The organism is Actinopolyspora xinjiangensis, from assembly GCF_900104475.1.
In the GTDB taxonomy this organism is placed as follows: domain Bacteria; phylum Actinomycetota; class Actinomycetes; order Mycobacteriales; family Pseudonocardiaceae; genus Actinopolyspora; species Actinopolyspora xinjiangensis.
This window is the reverse complement of the sequence record NZ_FNJR01000017.1, coordinates 68,137-86,798: the sequence shown is the minus strand read 5'-3', so window position 1 is coordinate 86,798 and position 18,662 is coordinate 68,137. Positions and strand designations below refer to the sequence as shown.

Sequence of the window (18,662 nt, the reverse complement as noted above, 5' to 3'; positions counted from 1 at the left end):
GTCGAACTACCGGGCCGGTTCCGCACGGGAGGCCGGTCCGAGTTCCACCAGCGCGTTGTCCAGCAGTCTGGTGCCGCCGACCGTCGCGGCGACCAGCAGTCGTGCCTCCCCCTCCTCCGGTGCGGGTCCCAGCTCCGGGTCGCACAGCCGCAGGTAGTCGAGTTCGACCATCGGTTCCGAGTCCAGCACCTCGCGCGCCGCCGCCAGTACGGCCTCGGCCCCGCGGGAACCGGCGTGCGTCCCGGCGGCGAGCGCGGCCGACAGCGTCAGCGCGGCAGCGCGCTGACGCTCGTCCAGATAACGGTTGCGGGAGGACAGCGCGAGCCCGTCGTGCTCCCGCACGATGGGGATGCCCTGCACCTCGGTGGGGAAGTCCAGTTCGCGGACCATCCGACGCAGCAGCACCAGCTGCTGGTAGTCCTTCTCGCCGAACAGGGCCAGGTCGGGCCCCACGATGTTGAACAGCTTGGCCACGACGGTGAGCACGCCGCTGAAGTGGCCCGGCCTACTGGCTCCCTCCAGCTCACGTCCGGGCTCGCCCGCGTCGATCGTTATCCGCGGATCGTCACCGTAGAGATCGCGCTGGTTGGGGGCGAAGACGAGCTCGGCTCCCTCCCGTTCGCAGGCCCGCAAATCCTCCTCGAAGGTGCGGGGGTAGCTGTCGAAGTCCTCCCCGGGGCCGAACTGGAGCGGGTTGACGAAGATCGATACCACGGTCACGCTGTTCGGAACACGACGGGCGGCGCGGATCAACTCCAGGTGCCCCTCGTGCAGCGCCCCCATCGTCGGGACCAGCACGACCTTGCGCCCGGTGCGCCGCAGCGTGCGCGTCACCTTCGACAGCTCGGTCGGGAGACGGTGCACCGTCACCTCACCAGCGGTGAAGCCGGGTCCCGCCCCGACGCTCTCCGAGCCGCCCCGCTCGTCCGTCACGCTCATCACCAACCCCCGTCGAGTACTTCGTGGACACCAACCGCGTCATCGGAGCGCAGCACTCCCGAGCTCTCGGCCCGGGCCGCGGTACGTTTCGCCAGCTGCACGTAGCCGGCCAGCACCTCCGGTTCGGACTCCCCCAGCACCTCGAGGTGGCCCCGAACCGTGCCCGCGTCCCCGCGCGAGACGGGACCGGTTATGGCCCGATCGCCGTACCGCAGCGAGTTGTCCAACGCGGCGGACAACATCGGGGCGAGCACCCGGTCCGGTGCTTCGACACCGGCCGCGCGCAGCAGCTGCGCGCTCTCGTTGATCAGTGTGACCAGGTGGTTGGCACCGTGGGTCAGCGCCGCGTGGTAGAGCCTCCTGGACTCCTCCGCGATCCGCACCGGCTCCGCTCCGAGCTCGACGGCCAGGGCAGCACCGACGCTGAAACCGGCCTCGTCGTCCTGCCGTGCCGTCACGGCGACAGTGGCAGCGGTCAGCCGCTCCAGATCCTCCGGCCTACCGGTGAAGGTCATGGCGGGGTGCAGCGCGACGGGCATCACCCCCACGGAAGCCGCCGGTTCGAGCACCTCGACACCGTGCGCGCCGGAGGTGTGCACCACGATCTGACCGGAACGCAACGAGCCTGCTCGCACCAGCCCGCGCACCAACCCGTCGAGCGCGTCGTCCGGCACGGCGAGCAGCACCAGATCCGCCTGCTCGGCGACCTCGTCCGGCGGTCGCACCGGCGCGCCGGGCAGCAGTTCAGCGACCCGGTTCAATGCCGCGTCCGAGACGGCGGCCACCGCGCCGAGCTCGTGGCCGGACCTGCGCAACGCGGCCCCCAGCACGCTGCCGACCCGCCCCGCGGAGATCACCCCGACCCTGAGCCGAGGGCGCGACCGCTCGTCGGCCGCGGTTCGCGGGAAATCCGGCTCCGTTCCCGAACGGACACCGTGTCGATCAGTGGACACGTCGACCAATCCTCCTACCGTTCCAGTCCCGTACCGGGTACCGGACAGCGCCGCGAGACTAACCGGAAAACACCCCCGCTGGGTGCCGATGGTGGTGAGAGCCACGCGACCGCACGCGTGGAAGGGTGGGCTGTGGTGGCACGCGCCACGGTCGAGGGAACTTCCGCCCGGCGTTCCATCACCGTGCCGGTCGTCGTGGCCCCGCCCGCCGAAGCCTCCCGCCCAGGACGCTTCCGAACCGATCACTCCTTGTCGGGGCGTTTCACGTTCATGCTGGTGAGCTCGTCCAACTTGAGGCGCTCGGTGTAGATCGCGTCCTGGGACCCGCTGGCGGACCGGCGAGCAGACTTCAGCTCCTCGACCAGTTTCTCGCGGCGCTGCCTGCGAGCCGAGCTGGTGGTGTTGCCGGTGCTCGCCCGGTACTGCAGGAAGGCCAGCTCGGTGACCGCGATCTGGTAGTCGCGTACGGACCTGGCCGCCTCCTTCCCCGAGCCGCGACGCACCCTGCGTTTCCAGTCACGACGTGCGGACAGGCTGGCCAGCTTCTCCAACTCGCTGGGCACGATCAACCCGGCGCGCTGCAGCGCGGGCAGCTGCTGGGCGACGATGCGCTGCTCGCGCTTGCGCTGCCAGACCACCAGCCAACCGGTTCCCAGGAAGATGGGAACCATGATCACGAAGTAGATGTCGATGAAGCGGACCCCGCCCAGCGTGGTGGAGGCGTTCCAGAACGCGTGCAGCAGCACCGCCCCCAAAAAGCCCAGCACCGGCCACAGGCCACGCGTCCGCGGTCCGCGAGCACGGGTCGCGAGACCGATCCCGATACCGACCATCGCCGTGAACAGCGGGTGGGAGAACGGCGCCAACACGCCGCGCAGCACGAACACGGCGACCACACCTCCGGTCATGTCCCCCACACCCGCCTGCGCGAACGCCTTTCCGAAGTAGAAGATGTTCTCGATGAACGCGAACCCGGCAGCGGTCAACGCCGCGTAGACGATGCCGTCGACCATGCCGTTGAACTCCGACCGGCGCCGGAACCACAGGGCGACCACGAAGAGGGACTTCGCCGCTTCCTCGATCAGCGGGGCCGTGATCACCAGTTCGAAGTGCTGTCGCAGGGTGCCTTCGAACAGGGCCTGTCCGAATCCGGTCATGGCGTCGTTGAGCAGGAAGGCACAGGCGGTGGCACCACCGACTCCCCACAGGAACGCACCGAGCAGGAGCATCGGTGGTTCGGGCTCCCATCGATCGATCCACACGATCGCGGCGAACACCAGGCCGACGGGCAGCAGGGCGACCAGCGCCCCGACGACGGCCGCCAGGTACCCCACGCGGGCGGTCGCGATGCCGAGCATCGTCAAACCACACATACCGAGCAGGATCAGACCGGCGATCGGCCAGCCCACGACGTTGTGCTTGTAGGTCTGGTTCCTTCGGGCGCCCGACAGATCAGGATTGGACACGCCAGAAACGATAAAGCCCGTCCCCGGATGCCGACACCACCAACCGAGAGGGGAGGGGCGGCGGGGTCTCACTCGTCGCGGCGGCGGCGTCTGCGCGTCTCACCGGAGTTGCCGTAGGCGGCCAGGAGGTCGTTAACCGACGTTCCCTGCGTGTGCGCACCGGAAGCGTTCGCCGAAGGCGACTGTTCGGGGGGTTGCGTTCCTTCCGGTTCGGCGGGGGGCGGCTGCTGGGGAGGGGGCGGCACTTCCTGGGCGGACTGTGATGCCTCACTCGATCGTGTCGATTCATCAGCGGAACGAGCGACCGTGCCCCCAACCCCGGTCGTCCGACCAGGTGGCCGCCCTCCCCGGCCGGGGACCACGGCCGCCGAGGGGGACCGCTGCGGAGATCCCACAGTCCCGTCGTCGTTCGGCGGTGTGGCGTTCGGCGGCGTGGCCGGAGGGCCTCCTCCCCCCGGCGCGCCGCCCGCGGCGGCCTCCCGCGCCGGGGGGCCGGATGACTCGGCTCCGCCGGAGGCGATCCCCGGCACACGGCCCCGTGGCCACCCCGGCGGAGGAGCGGGGCCGGTTCTTCGTGCCGGTGAGGCGGTTTCCGGGGAAGCGGGCACGGCGGGTGATGGCCGCGCGCCGGGGGTCGACGGAAAGGATTCCGCGGGCGACGGCTGCGCGCCTGCCGCTTCCGGTGCGGGAACCGGATTCGGCGCACCTGTGGGCGCGGGCCGCGCCACCGCGCCACTGGCAGCGCCCGGCGGCGTGGCTCCGCTCGCGGCACCGCTCTGGGATGCGTTGCCCGGTGAACCGGCTCCCCGAGCCAACGCTCCCGGCGCCGCCGGTGCGTGGGGCACGGCGGCGCCGTGCTTTTCGGATCCCGCCGCTCCGGAGAATCCGGGAGGAGGCGCACCGGGTTCACCACCGGACTCCTCCGGGAGAGCCCCATCCATCTCGGACGGGGAACGAACCGATTCCGCCCCCGGAGCGGCCCCCTCCCTGTTCCTGGGACGGGCACCGGGCCGACCGGGAGGGCGCCGCGGTGAGGCACTGCCGCCGGGAGACGCCGGAGGCGTAACGGACTCTCCCCGGGAAGGCGCGGCCGGGGCGGGCACACCGGCAGCCTGGGGCGCGGCGGGCACGGGCGGAGCGGGCCCAGGCGTTTCGGAGCTCTCGGTCGCCGAACCGACAGGCCGCCCGCCACCGGACTGCCGCTCGGCGAGACCACCGGCGGGCTCGGCTCCGGGTTCGCGGCGCGGGTCCTCGGACGGCACCGCCGGTGAGGGAGTTCCGGCGGGGTTCGGGTGGTTCAGCGACCGGCGCAGCTCGTGCAGCTCCGCACGCAGCTCGGCCACCTCGGTCTCCGTCTCCTCCCGAACCCTCCGAAGCGCCTCGTTGTCGGCGATGGTCTCGTACTCTTCCCGGGCCGCTATCTCGCGTTCGAGTTCCAGCTCGTAACAGCGCTGCCGCTCCGCCAACAACTCGTGCTGCTCCAGCTCCCGACCGCGCAGCCGGGTCGCCCACAGACTCGACAACAGCGCGGACCACAACGCGGCGAGGATTCCCAGCCGCAGCATCCGGACGTCGTCACCGACGATCAGCACGACCGTGGCGGCCAGGGCGAGACCCGACGTGCCGAGCCACAGCAGCGTCGCTCGATCTCTTCGCGATCGAGACTCGGAATCGATCGGGTCAGCCATGCGGCCAACCGTACCCGGAGTTTATAACTTCGAGATCCGGTGGGACGCTCCGAAACCGGAGCGATCACACAACGAAACCGCACGCATTGCTCATAAAACCCGAAGCCACCGTTTCGCGCTACGAACTACGCACCGAACGTGCCCAACCACCGAGAAACACCACTCGCCCCCTGGCGGCGTCGATTTCTCGCGAAATCGCCGGGCGGAGGACGGCACAGCCGAACTCCCAACACTCACGCAGTCGGCGCCGCCGCGGGTTCTCCGCCACAGGACCACCCCGGCAAAACTACCGAGGTTACCGTTCAGCCTCATCGTCGTCGTTCTCCTGTGGCTCGTCCGGATTGCGCATGGCCCATTCCAGCCAAAGTCCGGCGCCGGTCAACGCGGCGGCGCTGAGCACTCCGACCACCGAAGCGATGGTGTCCGACCCGAACACCCGCAGTTCGGCGAGCAGGTACAACAGCAGCGAGGCCCACGCACCGCCCATGAGCGCTCCCGCCAGCGACGAGGCCTTCGCCAGCGCCACGATCCGGGTCGCCATCAGCGGATCGAGTGGTTCGCTGCCACTGCGATGCTTGGCCCTGGGACGCAGCACGACAGCCAGCACGGCGTCCACGATGGCCACTACCAGCAGGATTCCCCCCGCCGCGACCGGAAGTGGCGGCAGGGATCCGTAGGACAATCGCACGAGGCCGTAAACCAGCACGGCGGCGAGCAACGCCGCCCCGAACAGATCGCGGGCACTGGTGTAGCTCATCCGTTCTCCGTCCGTACCGCGAGCCCCACACACATCCGAGCAACCCCGGCTCCCGCCGACAGGAAGCCCCGGCGTGGCGTGACCGTCCACTCGATATGTCGCCCCCTCCGGGAAGAGGCCCGGCGTAAGGTTTCCGTCAACCAGGTCCTCGCTGAAACCGGATCGACGAGGTCCTAACCGCGCAACGCCAGATCGGGCCGCCGCCGAACTCCGGCGGTTTCCGTCTCCGGCAACGCGGCCAGCAGTTCCGAGACCGGGCCGTGGCCCGGCAGCGTGGCATCCGGGTCGAGGGCCAACCACGGGATCAGCACCGTCGCCCGGGACGGGGTGCCGGGATGCGGCAACAGCAGTTCGGGATGCCGACTGCGCACCTCGTCCACGGTGACCACATCCACGTCCAGGGTACGAGGTCCCCAGCGTTGCTCCCTGCGGCGTTCGGCCTCCCGCTCCAGGTGGCGCGCCCGGTGCAGCCAGCCCCACTCGTCGAGCTCGGCCGACTCGACCAGCACCACGGCGTTGAGGAAGTCGGGCTGGTCGGTGACTCCCCACGGCGCCGTCTCGTACACCGGGGAGACGGCGAGCAGCACGTCGCTCAGCCCCCGCACCGCCAACCGGAGGTAACCCAGCCGGTCACCGAGGTTCGAGCCGAGGGACAACACCGCCCCGCTCATGCCGGAGTGGCCTTCCCGCCCCTACCACCCCGACTGGAACGGCGGATGGTCACGGACACGTCGTCGAAGGTCAGCGGTATGGGGGCGGCGGGTTTGTGGATCGTGACCTCGGCCGCGTGCGGTCTGCCGTCACTCATGATGTCGTCGGCGATCTCCGCGGCGACGGTCTCGATCAGGTCGCGCGCCGGACCGGCGACCACCGCCGCCGCGCGTTCGGCGAGCACCCCGTAGTGCAGGGTGTGCTCCACCTCGTCGGAAGCGGCTGCCTCACCGAGGTCCACCCACACCGTGATGTCGACGACGAACTCCTGGCCTTCCCGCTTCTCCCGCTCGAAGACGCCGTGATAGCCGAAGACCCGCAGCCCGGTCAGTCCCACACGGTCAGCCACGGACCTCACCTCCGTTCCGCCACGAAGCGGCGACCCTCACCGCATCCACCGAACCAGTGACATCGTGGACTCGGACCCCCCAGGCGCCCCGGTCGGCTGCCAGCGTGGAAACGGCGGCCGTCGCCACGTCGCGTCCGGGAGCGGGACGAGGCGTTCCGTCCGAATCGGACAGCAAACTGCCGAGGAACCGCTTCCTGGAGGCCCCGACGAGCACCGGAAGTCCCATCCCCAGGAAGGTGTCGAGTTCCCGCAGCAGCAGCCAGTCGTGCTCGGCCCGCTTGGCGAAGCCCAGCCCCGGATCGAGCACGAGCGAGTCCTCCGAAACCCCGCCGGCCAGCGCGGCTTCCACCCGTTCGGACAGCTCCGCCCGGACCTCACCGACCACGTCCTCGTAAACGGCGAGCGAGTTCATGTCCCTGCTGTGTCCGCGCCAGTGCATGAGTATCCAGGGCACCCCGACGTCCGCGACGGCCCCGACCATCTCGGGGTCGGCCAGCCCACCGGAAACGTCGTTGATCATCACCGCGCCGGCCCGCGCGGCGGAGGCGGCCACCTCAGCCCGAGTGGTGTCCACACTCACCGGAACCCCGGCTCCGGCGAGCTCCCGGACGACGGGCAGCACGCGCTCCGCCTCGGTGGCGGCGTCCACCCGCTCCGCGCCGGGCCTGGTGGACTCGCCGCCCACATCGACGATGTCGGCCCCCTGCCCTCGCAGCCGCAGGCCGTGCTCGACGGCGACCGCGTGGTCCAGGTACTGGCCGCCGTCGGAGAAGGAGTCCGGGGTCACGTTCAGGATTCCCATCACCTGACAGCGCGAGGTTCTCGGTAGGTGAACGGGCATCACTTCCCCCGAATCAGTGACAACGCCTCGGCCCGGGAGGACGAGGAGGAACGGAATATGCCGCGCACCGCCGAGGTGGTGGTGGTCGACCCCGCCTTGCGGATACCGCGCATCCCCATGCAGAGATGTTCGGCGTCGACCACGACGATCACCCCGCGGGGTTCCAACTTGCGGGTGAGCGCGTCGGCGATCTGCGAGGTAAGTCGTTCCTGGACCTGCGGACGCTTGGCGTAGAGATCGACCAGCCGCGCGAGCTTGGACAATCCCGTGACCCTGCCCTGCTCGTTCGGGATGTAGCCGATGTGGGCCATCCCGTGGAACGGGAGCAGGTGGTGCTCGCACTGCGAGTACACCGGAATGTCACGGACCAGCACGAGCTCCTCGTGCGCCTCGTCGAACGTCCGGTCCAGCACCTGGTCCGGATCTGTGTAGAGGCCGGTGAACAACTCCTCGTAGGCGCGGGCGACTCGTGCGGGAGTCTCGCGCAGCCCGTCGCGTTCGGGATCCTCCCCCGCCGCCAGCAGCAGCTCCCGGATGGCTGCTTCGGCCCTGGCCCTGTCGAAGTGCTCGTCGACCAGTTCGGCGGGATCGGAACCGAATTCCGCGTCCGGCCCAATCGGCACGCCTTCACGTGTCACGTGTCTTCCCCTCCACAGCGGTGAGGCACCCGGCTCCGCGAGCCGGGTGCCTCGTTCCACCGGAGTCGACGGTCACCGGCCGCTGTACGGACCGGTCCCGTTCTCGTTGCCGGAATTCGAGTCATCCTCGGAATTCCGTTCCGAATTCTGCTCGCTGCCGGCCTCGGGGTGTCCCGCCCCGGAACTCCACGTCTCCGGGGAGTCGGAACCCGCCTGGTACCGGTTGCCGTTCTGGTCCCGCTCCTGCTCACCCCGCTCACCGGTGGCACCGGGGTTCTCACCCGATGGAGGTGGTTGCGCAGGGCCGCCCTGCTCCCGCGGTGGAGCACCGTTGTACTGCTGCGGAGGCTGCGGCTGGTAGCCACCCTGCCCGGTGGGCGAGGTCGCGGGTGTCCAGCCGGGAGGAGCACCGTAGTTGGGCGGCACTCCCTGCGGGACGTGCCCCTGCGGTGGGTACCCCTGGGGGGAGTAGCCCTGCGGCGGCTGGCCACCCTGCGGCGGGTAGGGCATCTGCACGGCACCGGGTTGCTGACCGACCGGAGGCTGCTGCCCCGGAGCGGGCTGCGGCGGGTACCCGTAGGGCTGGCCCGACTGGTTGTCGGGACCGTACTGCCCAGCCGGCTGTTGCGGACCGTACCCGTTGGAGCCGGAGACCGCACCGATCGGCGTGGGGCTCGGCTGTTCGCTGACCGGCGGCGGCCAGGGTTCGCCACGTTCCATGGCCAGCTCACCGGGGGTCTTGATCGGAGGTTTGTCCGAAGGAGTACGCCCACCGAAGTCGTTGAACGCGGTGATGCGCGGCCGCTTCTCGACATCGGCGAAGATGCGTTCCAGGTCGCTGCGGTTGAGCGTCTCCTTCTCGATCACCTCGAGCACGAGGTTGTCGAGCACGTCCCGGTAGGTGTTGAGGATCTCCCACGCCTCGGTGTGCGCCGCCTCGATGAGCTTGCGCACCTCCTCGTCGATCTCGTGGGCGACCTCCAGCGAGTAGTTCGGCTGCTGCCCGGCCGAACGGCCAAGGAAGGGGTCTCCCTCCTCCTTGCCGTACTTCACCGCGCCGAGTCTGGCCGTCATGCCGTACTCGGTGACCATGGCACGGGCGATCTTGGTGGCCTGTTCGATGTCGCTGGAAGCACCGGTGGTGGGCTCGTGGAAGACGAGCTCCTCGGAGGAGCGCCCGCCGAGTGCGAAAACCAGACGGCCGATCATCTCCGACCTGGTCATCATGTCCTTGTCGTCCTCGGGGACGACGAGCGCGTGGCCACCGGTCTTGCCTCTCGGCAGGATCGTGAGCTTGTAGACCGGTTCCAGGTCCGGCATGGCCCAGGCCGCCAGCGCGTGACCGCCCTCGTGATAAGCGGTGATCTTCTTGTCCCGCTCTGAGATGATCTTGCTCTTCCGGCGTGGCCCACCGATCACGCGGTCCACGGACTCCTCCAGGGCCGCACCGGTGATCAGCTGCGCGTTCTCCCGCGCGGTCAGCAGGGCCGCCTCGTTGACCACGTTCTCCAGGTCGGCACCGGAGAAACCGACGGTGCGCTTGGCCAGCCCGTCCAGATCGGCGTCCTGGGCCAGCGGCTTGCCCTGGGTGTGCACGTTCAGGATCGCGCGCCTGCCGCGCAGGTCCGGAGGGGCGACCGGGATCTGCCGGTCGAACCGGCCGGGACGCAACAGCGCCGGATCCAGGATGTCCGAACGGTTGGTGGCCGCGATCAGGATGATCCCGCCCCTGGAGTCGAAGCCGTCCATCTCCACGAGCAGCTGGTTGAGCGTCTGCTCCCGCTCGTCGTGACCACCACCGAGACCCGCGCCCCGCTGCCTGCCGACGGCGTCGATCTCGTCGACGAAGACGATGCAGGGAGCGTTCTGCTTGGCCTGTTCGAACAGGTCACGGACACGGGAGGCACCGACACCGACGAACATCTCCACGAAGTCGGACCCGGAGATCGAGTAGAAGGGCACGCCCGCCTCACCGGCGACGGCGCGTGCGAGCAGGGTCTTACCGGTACCGGGAGGTCCGTAGAGCAGCACGCCCTTCGGTATCTTCGCACCGAGCGCCTGGTAACGGGTCGGGTGCTGCAGGAAGTCCTTGATCTCGTGCAGCTCCTCGACCGCCTCGTCGGCACCGGCGACGTCACCGAACAGGGTCTTGGGCATGTCCTTGGTGAACTGCTTCGCCTTGGACTTGCCGAAGTTCAGCACCTTGCTGCCGCCACCCTGGGCGTTGTTCATCATCCACATGACCAGCAGGACCAGCAGGCCCAGCGGGATGAGATAGATGAGCAACTGGCTCCAGATGGAGCTCTGGGACACCTCGGTGTTCCAGGTCGAGACACCGGACTGCTCGATCCGGTTGACGATGTCCTCACGGGCACCGCTCGGATACTTGGCGATGATCCGGTCGCTGCCCTGAACCTGGACGCCTTCGTTCAGGGTCAGCCTCAGCCGCTGTTCTTTGTCCTCGATGGTGGCTTCGGCTACGTTGCCCTGCGAGATCTGCTGCAGTGCCTTCGAGGTCGACACGTCCGTGTAGCCACGCGTGTCGTCGAAGAGCACGCTGAAGGCATAAATCAGCAGCAACCCCGCCAACAGCCACAGCAGCGGGTTGCGGAGCAGGCGCTTTCGGTCCATTCACTTGCGGCCGCCGAGCGGCCTCGACCCTCCCTGACTGTCACGTCGGGTGGTGGCGGGCGTCCATTCAACGTCCACCCCCGGTTCAGCCCAGCGTACCGTTCGCGGCAGCGTCGGACTGCGCGAGCGGTTTCGCCGGTGACCCAGGGTACCCGCCCCTGGCGTTCCAACGGCCCATGCACCGGATTAGTTCCATTGGTCCCCTTGGTCGGTGACACAACGCACGGACGGGAGCCGACCGTACGCCGTGATCGCCATCACTTCCAGCGAGTGACGAACGGATCACCGTCCCACCTCCGGTTGTACCCCACGACTACCGTCCGGAAAGCGAGTCACGTCCCCGAGGTGTAAACCTTCGGATCGAGGCTGCCGATGTAGGGGAGGTCGCGGTAGCGTTCGGCGAAGTCCAGCCCGTAGCCGACGACGAACTCGTTGGGGATGTCGAAACCGACGTAGCGCACCGGCACCTCCACCTGCACCGCGTCGGGCTTGCGCAGCAATGTGCAGACCTCCAGCGAGACGGGCTGCCTGCTCGCGAGGTTCCGCAGCAACCAGGACAGGGTGAGCCCGGAGTCGATGATGTCCTCCACCACGAGCACGTGCTTGCCCGCGATGTCGCGGTCGAGGTCCTTGAGAATGCGGACCACGCCCGAGGACGAGGTCGAGGAGCCGTAGGAGCTGACCGCCATGAACTCCAGCTGCGCCGGTCGGGGCAGTGCCCGGGCGAGATCGGTCATCACCATGACGGCGCCCTTGAGGACACCGACCAGCACCAAATCGCCCCCCGAAAGGTCCCCGTAGTCCTCGTCGATCTGCTTGGCCAGCTCACCGACCTTGTCATTGATCTGCTGCTCGGTGATGAGCACGGAGGCAATGTCGCCGTCGTACACGGCCCGGCTTCCCCTCTCGATTGGGTCGTCGTTCACCCGTCGCTCGACCGTTGGTCGGTTCCGCGACCCCCGCATTCCACCAGAAGGGTCCCACGGATACGAACCAGCTCAAAGTTCCCCGGCAGAGCGTGACCACCTTGCCCGCGCCAGTCACCCACCAGGGCGTCCGACGCACGCAGATGGGCATCGCTGAGTTCCGGAACCCCCTGATCCGTGAGCCAGTCCCGCAGCACGCGTCTGCGAAGCGCGGGAGGGTGCGCCGCAAGGCTACGCGCGTCGAGCCCTCCGGAATCCGCCACCCGCTCGCGGAGATCCGCTGCCACGGCGTCCAGCGCATCGGCGTCCTCCCGTAGCTGAACAGCGGTACGGGACAGGGCGTTCGCCACCCCGCCCTGCAGGACCTCCTCCAACAAGGGCAGCACCTCGGTTCGGAGGCGTATCCTCGTGAACCCCGGATCGGCGTTGTGCGGATCACGCCACGGACGCAGTCCCAGCTCGGCACAGGCCTGTTCCGTCGTGCCGCGGGTGATCTCCAGGAAAGGACGTGCCCACGGCCCGTCCAGCGGACGCATCCCCGCCAGGGAGCGCGCGCCGGAACCCCGCCCGAGCCCCAGCAGCACCGTTTCGGCCTGGTCGTCGAGGGTGTGGCCGAGCAACACCGGAGATCCGGGGGGACGCCGCGCCCGTAGGGCCTCGTAACGGGCGCGGCGGGCCGCCGCCTCGGTACCGCCCGCACCGTCCGGGTGGACCCGCGCGACCTCCACCTCGGAACAACCGAGTTCGGTCAGCTGCGCGGCGGCCTCGGAAGCGACCCGATCCGAGCCGGCCTGCAAGCCGTGGTCGACGACCACGCCGCGCACCGGCACCTCCCGGTGCCGTGCCACGTGGGTGGTCGCCGCGGCGAGAGCCAGCGAGTCCGGCCCTCCGGAACAGGCCACCACCAGGGGAAGCCCTCGGTAGGGAGCGGCCTGCTCGGAATCGAGCAGACGTCGAACGGCGAGGCGGACGGCGCTGACGCTGGGAGCTGGCGGCACGCCCCCGATTGTCCCGTCGCACGGCGGGCGGTCCGCAGCAGGACCGGGTTCACGACTCGTCCGGCACGGAAACGGCGCGGGTGGGGTGGCGGAACGGCGCGAAAGCCCGCGAGGCGATTCCCGGTCAGCCGTGCACGCGCCGCAACCAGGCGAGCGGGTCGGACAGCTCGGCTCGGGTGGGCAGGTTCTCCGGTCCCTCCCAGACCGCGTTGAACCCGGTCATACCGACGGCTTCCACCACGCCACGGGTGAACTCGGCTCCCTTGGCGTACTGCTTGATCTTGGCGTCCACCCCCAGCAGACTGCGCAGCACCCGGTCGAGCGGCCCACCACCGGCGCGGCGCTGGGTGAAGCGCTCACGGATGGTGTGCACGCTGGGCACCACGCGGGGCCCCACCGCGTCCATGACGTGATCCGCGTGCCCCTCCAACAGGGTGGAGATGGCCAGGATGCGGTCCAGCGCCGCGCGCTGCGCGGGGCTCTGCAGCAGCTCGACCACCCCGAGCATCCCCGGGCTGGTATCCGTCTCCCCCGACCTCGCGGCGCGGATCTCCCGAACCGCCGAGGGAAGCCTGCCCAGCAGCTCACCGCCGGAACCGTCCATCTCGGTCAGCAGTTCGCCGATGCTGCGGGAGAAGTGCTCTCGCAGCCAGGGGACAGCGTTGAACTGCAGCCGATGGGTGGATTCGTGCAGGCAGACCCACATCCGGAAGTCGTCCTGGGGGACTCCGAGGGCGCGTTGCGCGGCGACTATGTTGGGAGCCACCAGCAACAGCCTGCCCGGCTGCCCGGAGTCGGTGGGCGTGAACGGGTCGTACTGCCCCAGCACCTTGGTGCCCAGGTAGGCGAGCACGAGCCCGGCCTGCATCCCCGCGCCACGGCTGTTGACCGCGGCCAGCACCGGGCTGACTTCCTCCCGGTCGTCACCACCGGCGTTGGCCAGCGCGGTGTCGGTCAGCTCGGACAGCCCGCGTGTCGCGCCCCGCAACCAACCCGGTCGGTCCACCACATCTCCCGACACGACCGGCAGGTCCGCCCCCAGGCCGGTCAGCTCCCGGACGTGCGTCTCCGCGCTGACGCTGAACTCCCGGAGCGAGGCCACGGCGCTGTCGGCCTCGGCGCGCGAGATCTCGGGGCCCGGACCGAGCAACCGGGTCGCGGTGGCGACGGCGGTGTTCCAGTCAACGGCCCCGCCGCTCCCGGAGCCGGAGACGTACCCGTCCCGCCGGTCCCGAACCGGACGGGTGTGTCTCGCCGAATCCCGGCGAAACGGGGTGGACAGCGCGGACGCACGAACAGTCACATCCCGACCGTACCCGGGCGGGCGCCGCTGGGCGAATCTCCGCCTCGCTCCACCGGGCCCCGCCCCGAGGCGGGATCGGCGCACCGGCCGGAAGCGCCCGGCCCGGGAACTCAGCGGCAGCCGCAGGAGCGCAACCGGGCCGCGAGCTCGTCGAGCATCGGCCGCACCTTCGCGGGCCGCATCCCGTTGGACAGGAACGCGAACACCAGCAGCCGGCCGTCCCGGGTGACGACGATGCCCGCCAACGCGTTGGTCCCCGTCAGCGTTCCGGTCTTGGCCCGGACCCATCCTCTCCCCGGGGCGGCGTCGCCCTCGTAGCGCCCGGCCAGACCGCCGCTGCCGCCCGCGACGGGCAATGACGTCAGCAGCGGTCGGAGTCTGGCGGAACGCCCGTCGGGCCGCTCGACGGGAGCGGCGGCCACTCGCATCACCTCACCCAGAACCCTGGCGGGCAGGTGGTCCGAGAACGAGAGCCCGCTGCCGTCGACGATCTCGACCCCGGTCAGGTCGAAACCGTTGCGGCTCAGCACCTCGCGGACCGCGCGTACCGCCCCGGTGAACGAAGCCTCGTGGCCGGTGGTGCGGGCGACCTGCCGGGCGATCGCCTCCGCCAGCACGTTGTCCGAATCCCGCAGCGTCTTGCGCACCAGGTCCCGCAGCGGGGGCGACTCGACCTCGGCGAGCGTGGCCGCGTTCGAGCCGACGGTTGTCTCACTCACCGAGTCGGTGGGGGCGCCCAGCCGCGAGGCGAGTTCACGGGCCGCGTCCAGCGCCGGCTCTTCGCTGCGCCTGCTGACCTTGCTGGTGGGATCCTGACGCCCCCCGTCGAGCATCACCGGTTGGATCGGGGCGACGTAGCCCTTGGAAACGTCTCCTCGCGACCAGCTGGGCTCCAGGCCGGGACCGCTGTAACGCCCGACGTCGACCTTGACCGACTCGATCTCGCCGGAAGTGACTTCCCTGACCTCGTCGACCAGCTCGTCCAGCCTGGCCGCACCGGGATAGACCGACTCCTGTCCCTGCGGCAGGGAGGACAGCGTGGGGTCCCCACCTCCGACGAGGACCACGCTCCCCGGCTCACTGCCGCGCACGACCTTCGTGGTGAACCGGAAGCCGTGGTCCATGGCCAGTAACGCCGCGCAGGAGGTGAGCAGCTTGTTCGTCGACGCGGGGACCAGCGGGTGCGTGGGATCCCGCTGCCACAGGGTCCGGCCGGACCGGGCGTCGCGGACCACGGCGCCGAAGCCCCCGAGAGCGGGGGCCGAGGAGATCTCCGAGAGCGCGGCCTCGACCCCCTGCTCGGTGGGCACGGGTGCCGAGCTCCGCAGTCCCCGCACGTCGGGGCTCAACCGGACCGGAGCCGGTGGATCGGCTCGTGTACGCAGCAGCTCGCCGAACCAGCCGGGGCCGCGGAACACCGCGAGCCCGGCGAGCGCGATCACCGCGACCAGCGCGACCGCCGTGACCAGCGCGGTTCTGCCTCCGAGCGCGTGGAAGGGCTTCTTCCGGCCGCTCGCGGGCTCGCCTTCCCCACCGGACTCCTCGCTCGCCGGGGCAACGGCGCGTTCGTCGACTTCCGCGGTCCCCGCGTCGAACGGTGCGGTTTCGGGGTGCTCCGGAACGTCCGCGTGTTCCACGGTCCCCGCCCCGACGGACGGTGGGGAGTCCCCGTCGCCGGATTCGACACCGGACTCATGGCCGGGGGCCTCCGCCTCGTCAGGGCCGGATTCCGCTGGACCCTCCCCCCTGACGATGGACGGCGGAGCCGTGCCCGACGAGGTGTCCGGCATGCCGAAGTCGGCGGGCGAGGCGGGACGCGCCTGCCCGCTCGACTGCTCACCGGCGGACTGTGCCCGCTGCTCGGCCGAGTCGTGCTCCCCTGTCGGGTGGTGGTCGTGCGTGGTGAACCGGTCGGTTCGCCGCTCCGGCGGTCTCCCGGCGGGTTCGGCGGGATCGGGGTCGACGCGCGGCCACTCGTCCTCCCCCTGTGAGGGGGCGGCCTGGGAAACCGGCGCCATGCGGATGGTGGGTGGATCGGCCGCCGCGTCCGACTTCGGCGTGGCGTCCGAGGACGGCCGCGGCCCGTCGGTGGGTGCCACGGGCTCGATCGCGTCGAAACGCTGGGTGCGTTCGACCGCGGCGGGGTCGTGCTCGGGCCATTCGGGTTCCGCCACGTCGGGGTCTCCCCCGGCCTCCGGGGACGACTCGGCGCGCGACGTCTCGGGGTCCTCCGTCGGCCAGTCGAACGAGTCCTCCGGGGCCGGTTCGGGTTCCGCCGCGTCGGAGCTCCGGGAGTCACCGGTGGATTCCGTCTCCTCCACCGCGTCGTCACGACCGCCCGTCTCCCGTGGCTCCTGGGGCTCGGGCAAGTGCTCCTCCTCGCGGCTTCCACCGGCTCGCGGGTGCGATCTCGCACACTGTGTGCGGCTGGAACGGCTGACTTGTCCCACACTAGATGCGTCCGTGGGAGTGGCGGAGAAGGCCACACCGGTAACGGCGTGGAACACTGCCCGGAAAACCGCCGGGGATCGTCGCCGAACGCTTCGGACCGGCCGGGCGCCGGTCGGGGAGTCGGTTCCCCGAGTGCTCCCGACGGGGCCCACACCGGCTCCGACCTGGGATCATCCAACCCCGCGAGCGGTTTTCGGAACAGGTTCCTAGGCTGTATTCACCACTCCACCGGCGGTGGTAACGGTTCGGACACGATCCACTCCGATCCGGCTCCACGCCGGGCGGTCCGCCGCAGTGCGGGCGATCGGGGAACTCCCCGAGCAACGGCCGGGAACGGCAGCACCGCCGTCCGAAACATCACTAGGACGAATGAGGAACGCGTGGACTTCGACGTCACGATCGAGATCCCCAAAGGGGAGCGCAACAAGTACGAAGTGGACCACAAGACGGGCCGTATCCGTCTCGACCGGACGCTGTTCACCGCTACCCAGTATCCGGCCGACTACGGGTTCATCGAGGAGACCCTCGGCGAGGACGGGGATCCGCTGGACGCGCTCGTGCTCATCCAGGAGCCGACCTTCCCCGGTTGCCTGATCAGCGCTCGCGCGATCGGGATGTTCCGGATGCGCGACGAGAAGGGCGGCGACGACAAGATCATCTGCGTACCCGCCGACGACCCGCGTCAGGAACACATGCGCGACATCCACCACGTGCCGGAGTTCCACCGTCTGGAGATCCAGCACTTCTTCGAGGTCTACAAGGATCTCGAACCCGCCAAGAGCGTCGAGGGCGCCACTTGGGTAGGCCGGGACGAGGCCGAGGCGGAGATCAAGAAGTCGTACGAACGGGCCAAGGAGCAGGGCCACTGAGCTCGGAACGACACGACAGGAAGGTCCTCGCCGTCGCTCGGCGGGGACCTTCCTGTTCGCGTGGTCGTCGGTTCGGCACGGGAACCGTTCAGCGGACCAGACCGCTCACGACATCACCGACCGGAAGCCCGCTCACCGAGCTCTCCGAGGAGGGGTCGGAGGACTGCTGCGTCTTGTCCGGGACGCTTTCCAGCATCTCCGATGCGGAACCGTCCAGTTGCTCGCCGTTGAGCAGCTCACCCGAGACGTGCCCCTCCTGGATGGCCTCCGACAGCGGATCCCCGTCGGGGGTGTCAGCGGCACGCCCGGTGAGCTTGCCCTTGGAAGGCACGACGTCACCGACCACTTGCTGAGCCGAGTGCAGTGTCGCGGCGGTGTGGTACGTGGCCTTCGCCACGTTGTTGTCCATCGGCAACTCGGCGGGTAGTTCCGGACCGTCCGCGGCGGCCGCGGTACCCGCGAAGCCGAGGACGCCCACACTGCCCGCCACCAGAGCGCTCACCGTGGTGAGAGTACGTTTCATCGCCTTGGCCGCTTCCTATTCGTTGATCAGGGTCGATCGTTGGTTGGATGATTCGTTCTCCACGCACCGGCGGAATGCCGACGTGTTGGAGTTCCGGTGGAACGGTTTCCACCGGTGAGGGTCGCGGTTCTGAATGACCTGTCTCACCCGCCCGCGCGGTGTCCGCGAGCCGATGTCGGGGCCGGTTGCCCGGTTTCAGAACGTTGACCGCAGCGGCATGGTCGGCGTGCCACACACCCCCGCACTCGGTGCGGGGGAGCCGGTCCCCGCTCCGACGGCCGGGAGCGCCGCCGGTGGGGATGACTCGCGATGTGCGGGCCGCGTTGACCAGCCGTACCGCAGAACCTCCGCGACCCGACACAGTATTGAGTGACTCGGCGGTGATGCCTTCCGCCTGGGCCGCGAGACGCCGGTTCGTGATTCTCCCCGGCGCCGCTGTGCCGACGAATCGCCAGGGGAGATCTTCCGCGTAGATCATGCCCGCGTCGTCCACCACCGCGTTGACCACGCGGAAAGTCTCGATATCCACCTGTTGTTTCCACCGGCGTTGCTGCCGGTGGCTCTTCACGGCGCCGGGGCTGTTACGCCTGATCCGATCGGCTCTCGGCCGAACCCGAAC

Annotated in this window: 16 protein-coding genes; 1 reads left to right on the top strand and 15 read right to left on the bottom strand. The window is 69.7% G+C overall.

Features of this window, described 5'->3' with window-relative positions; translation table 11 throughout:
- Positions 1-6 precede the first annotated feature (6 nt).
- From panC to dacB, 14 genes are all read right to left on the bottom strand, one after another.
- On the bottom strand, positions 7-939 hold the full coding sequence (gene panC, locus BLQ75_RS21120) for a pantoate--beta-alanine ligase (protein ID WP_092604413.1): 933 nt from the start codon (positions 937-939) through the stop codon (positions 7-9).
- Positions 939-1,892 carry a Rossmann-like and DUF2520 domain-containing protein gene (locus tag BLQ75_RS21115; protein ID WP_244515826.1) on the bottom strand — a complete coding sequence of 318 codons (954 nt, stop codon included), beginning with the start codon at positions 1,890-1,892 and terminating at the stop codon, positions 939-941. Before BLQ75_RS21115 ends, panC begins: the two co-directional genes overlap by 1 nt.
- Before the next feature lie 242 nt (positions 1,893-2,134).
- On the bottom strand, positions 2,135-3,358 hold the full coding sequence (locus BLQ75_RS21110; protein WP_092604411.1) for a PrsW family intramembrane metalloprotease: 1,224 nt from the start codon (positions 3,356-3,358) through the stop codon (positions 2,135-2,137).
- Between the two features lie 68 nt (positions 3,359-3,426).
- On the bottom strand, positions 3,427-5,046 hold the full coding sequence (locus BLQ75_RS21105) for a DUF6779 domain-containing protein (protein WP_092604410.1): 1,620 nt from the start codon (positions 5,044-5,046) through the stop codon (positions 3,427-3,429).
- Between the two features lie 295 nt (positions 5,047-5,341).
- Positions 5,342-5,803, bottom strand: a complete 462-nt coding sequence (locus BLQ75_RS21100; protein ID WP_092604409.1) for a DUF3180 domain-containing protein — start codon at positions 5,801-5,803, stop codon at positions 5,342-5,344.
- A gap of 173 nt (positions 5,804-5,976) precedes the next feature.
- Positions 5,977-6,474 (bottom strand): 2-amino-4-hydroxy-6-hydroxymethyldihydropteridine diphosphokinase, encoded by a 498-nt coding sequence (gene folK / locus BLQ75_RS21095; RefSeq protein ID WP_092604408.1) that lies wholly within the window; start codon positions 6,472-6,474, stop codon positions 5,977-5,979.
- Entirely contained in the window at positions 6,471-6,863 is a 393-nt protein-coding gene (gene folB, locus BLQ75_RS21090; protein ID WP_092604407.1) for a dihydroneopterin aldolase, read from the bottom strand. The genes folK and folB overlap by 4 nt, the downstream gene beginning before the upstream one ends.
- Positions 6,856-7,665 carry a dihydropteroate synthase gene (gene folP, locus BLQ75_RS21085; protein ID WP_092604406.1) on the bottom strand — a complete coding sequence of 270 codons (810 nt, stop codon included), beginning with the start codon at positions 7,663-7,665 and terminating at the stop codon, positions 6,856-6,858. The genes folB and folP overlap by 8 nt, the downstream gene beginning before the upstream one ends.
- Before the next feature lie 38 nt (positions 7,666-7,703).
- Positions 7,704-8,327 carry a GTP cyclohydrolase I FolE gene (folE, locus tag BLQ75_RS21080; RefSeq protein WP_092604437.1) on the bottom strand — a complete coding sequence of 208 codons (624 nt, stop codon included), beginning with the start codon at positions 8,325-8,327 and terminating at the stop codon, positions 7,704-7,706.
- Positions 8,328-8,414: 87 nt separating this feature from the next.
- Positions 8,415-10,973: an ATP-dependent zinc metalloprotease FtsH gene (ftsH, locus tag BLQ75_RS21075; RefSeq protein WP_092604405.1), complete on the bottom strand. Its 2,559-nt coding sequence runs from the start codon at positions 10,971-10,973 to the stop codon at positions 8,415-8,417.
- A 332-nt stretch (positions 10,974-11,305) separates the two neighbouring features.
- A complete protein-coding gene (gene hpt / locus BLQ75_RS21070; protein ID WP_092604436.1) occupies positions 11,306-11,863 on the bottom strand; it encodes a hypoxanthine phosphoribosyltransferase in 558 nt (185 codons plus the stop codon).
- Between the two features lie 32 nt (positions 11,864-11,895).
- On the bottom strand, positions 11,896-12,897 hold the full coding sequence (gene tilS, locus BLQ75_RS21065; protein ID WP_092604404.1) for a tRNA lysidine(34) synthetase TilS: 1,002 nt from the start codon (positions 12,895-12,897) through the stop codon (positions 11,896-11,898).
- Positions 12,898-13,021: 124 nt separating this feature from the next.
- Positions 13,022-14,200 carry a zinc-dependent metalloprotease gene (locus BLQ75_RS21060; RefSeq protein WP_244515825.1) on the bottom strand — a complete coding sequence of 393 codons (1,179 nt, stop codon included), beginning with the start codon at positions 14,198-14,200 and terminating at the stop codon, positions 13,022-13,024.
- A gap of 110 nt (positions 14,201-14,310) precedes the next feature.
- Positions 14,311-16,569 (bottom strand): D-alanyl-D-alanine carboxypeptidase/D-alanyl-D-alanine endopeptidase, encoded by a 2,259-nt coding sequence (dacB, locus tag BLQ75_RS21055; RefSeq protein ID WP_092604403.1) that lies wholly within the window; start codon positions 16,567-16,569, stop codon positions 14,311-14,313.
- 462 nt (positions 16,570-17,031) lie between these two features.
- Between dacB and BLQ75_RS21050 the strand changes: the two genes are divergently transcribed.
- Positions 17,032-17,520 carry an inorganic diphosphatase gene (locus tag BLQ75_RS21050; protein ID WP_092604402.1) on the top strand — a complete coding sequence of 163 codons (489 nt, stop codon included), beginning with the start codon at positions 17,032-17,034 and terminating at the stop codon, positions 17,518-17,520.
- Positions 17,521-17,608: 88 nt separating this feature from the next.
- Here BLQ75_RS21050 and BLQ75_RS24325 read toward each other — a convergent pair whose 3' ends face one another.
- Positions 17,609-18,043, bottom strand: a complete 435-nt coding sequence (locus tag BLQ75_RS24325; RefSeq protein WP_244515823.1) for a DOMON domain-containing protein — start codon at positions 18,041-18,043, stop codon at positions 17,609-17,611.
- Between the last annotated feature and the right edge of the window lie 619 nt (positions 18,044-18,662).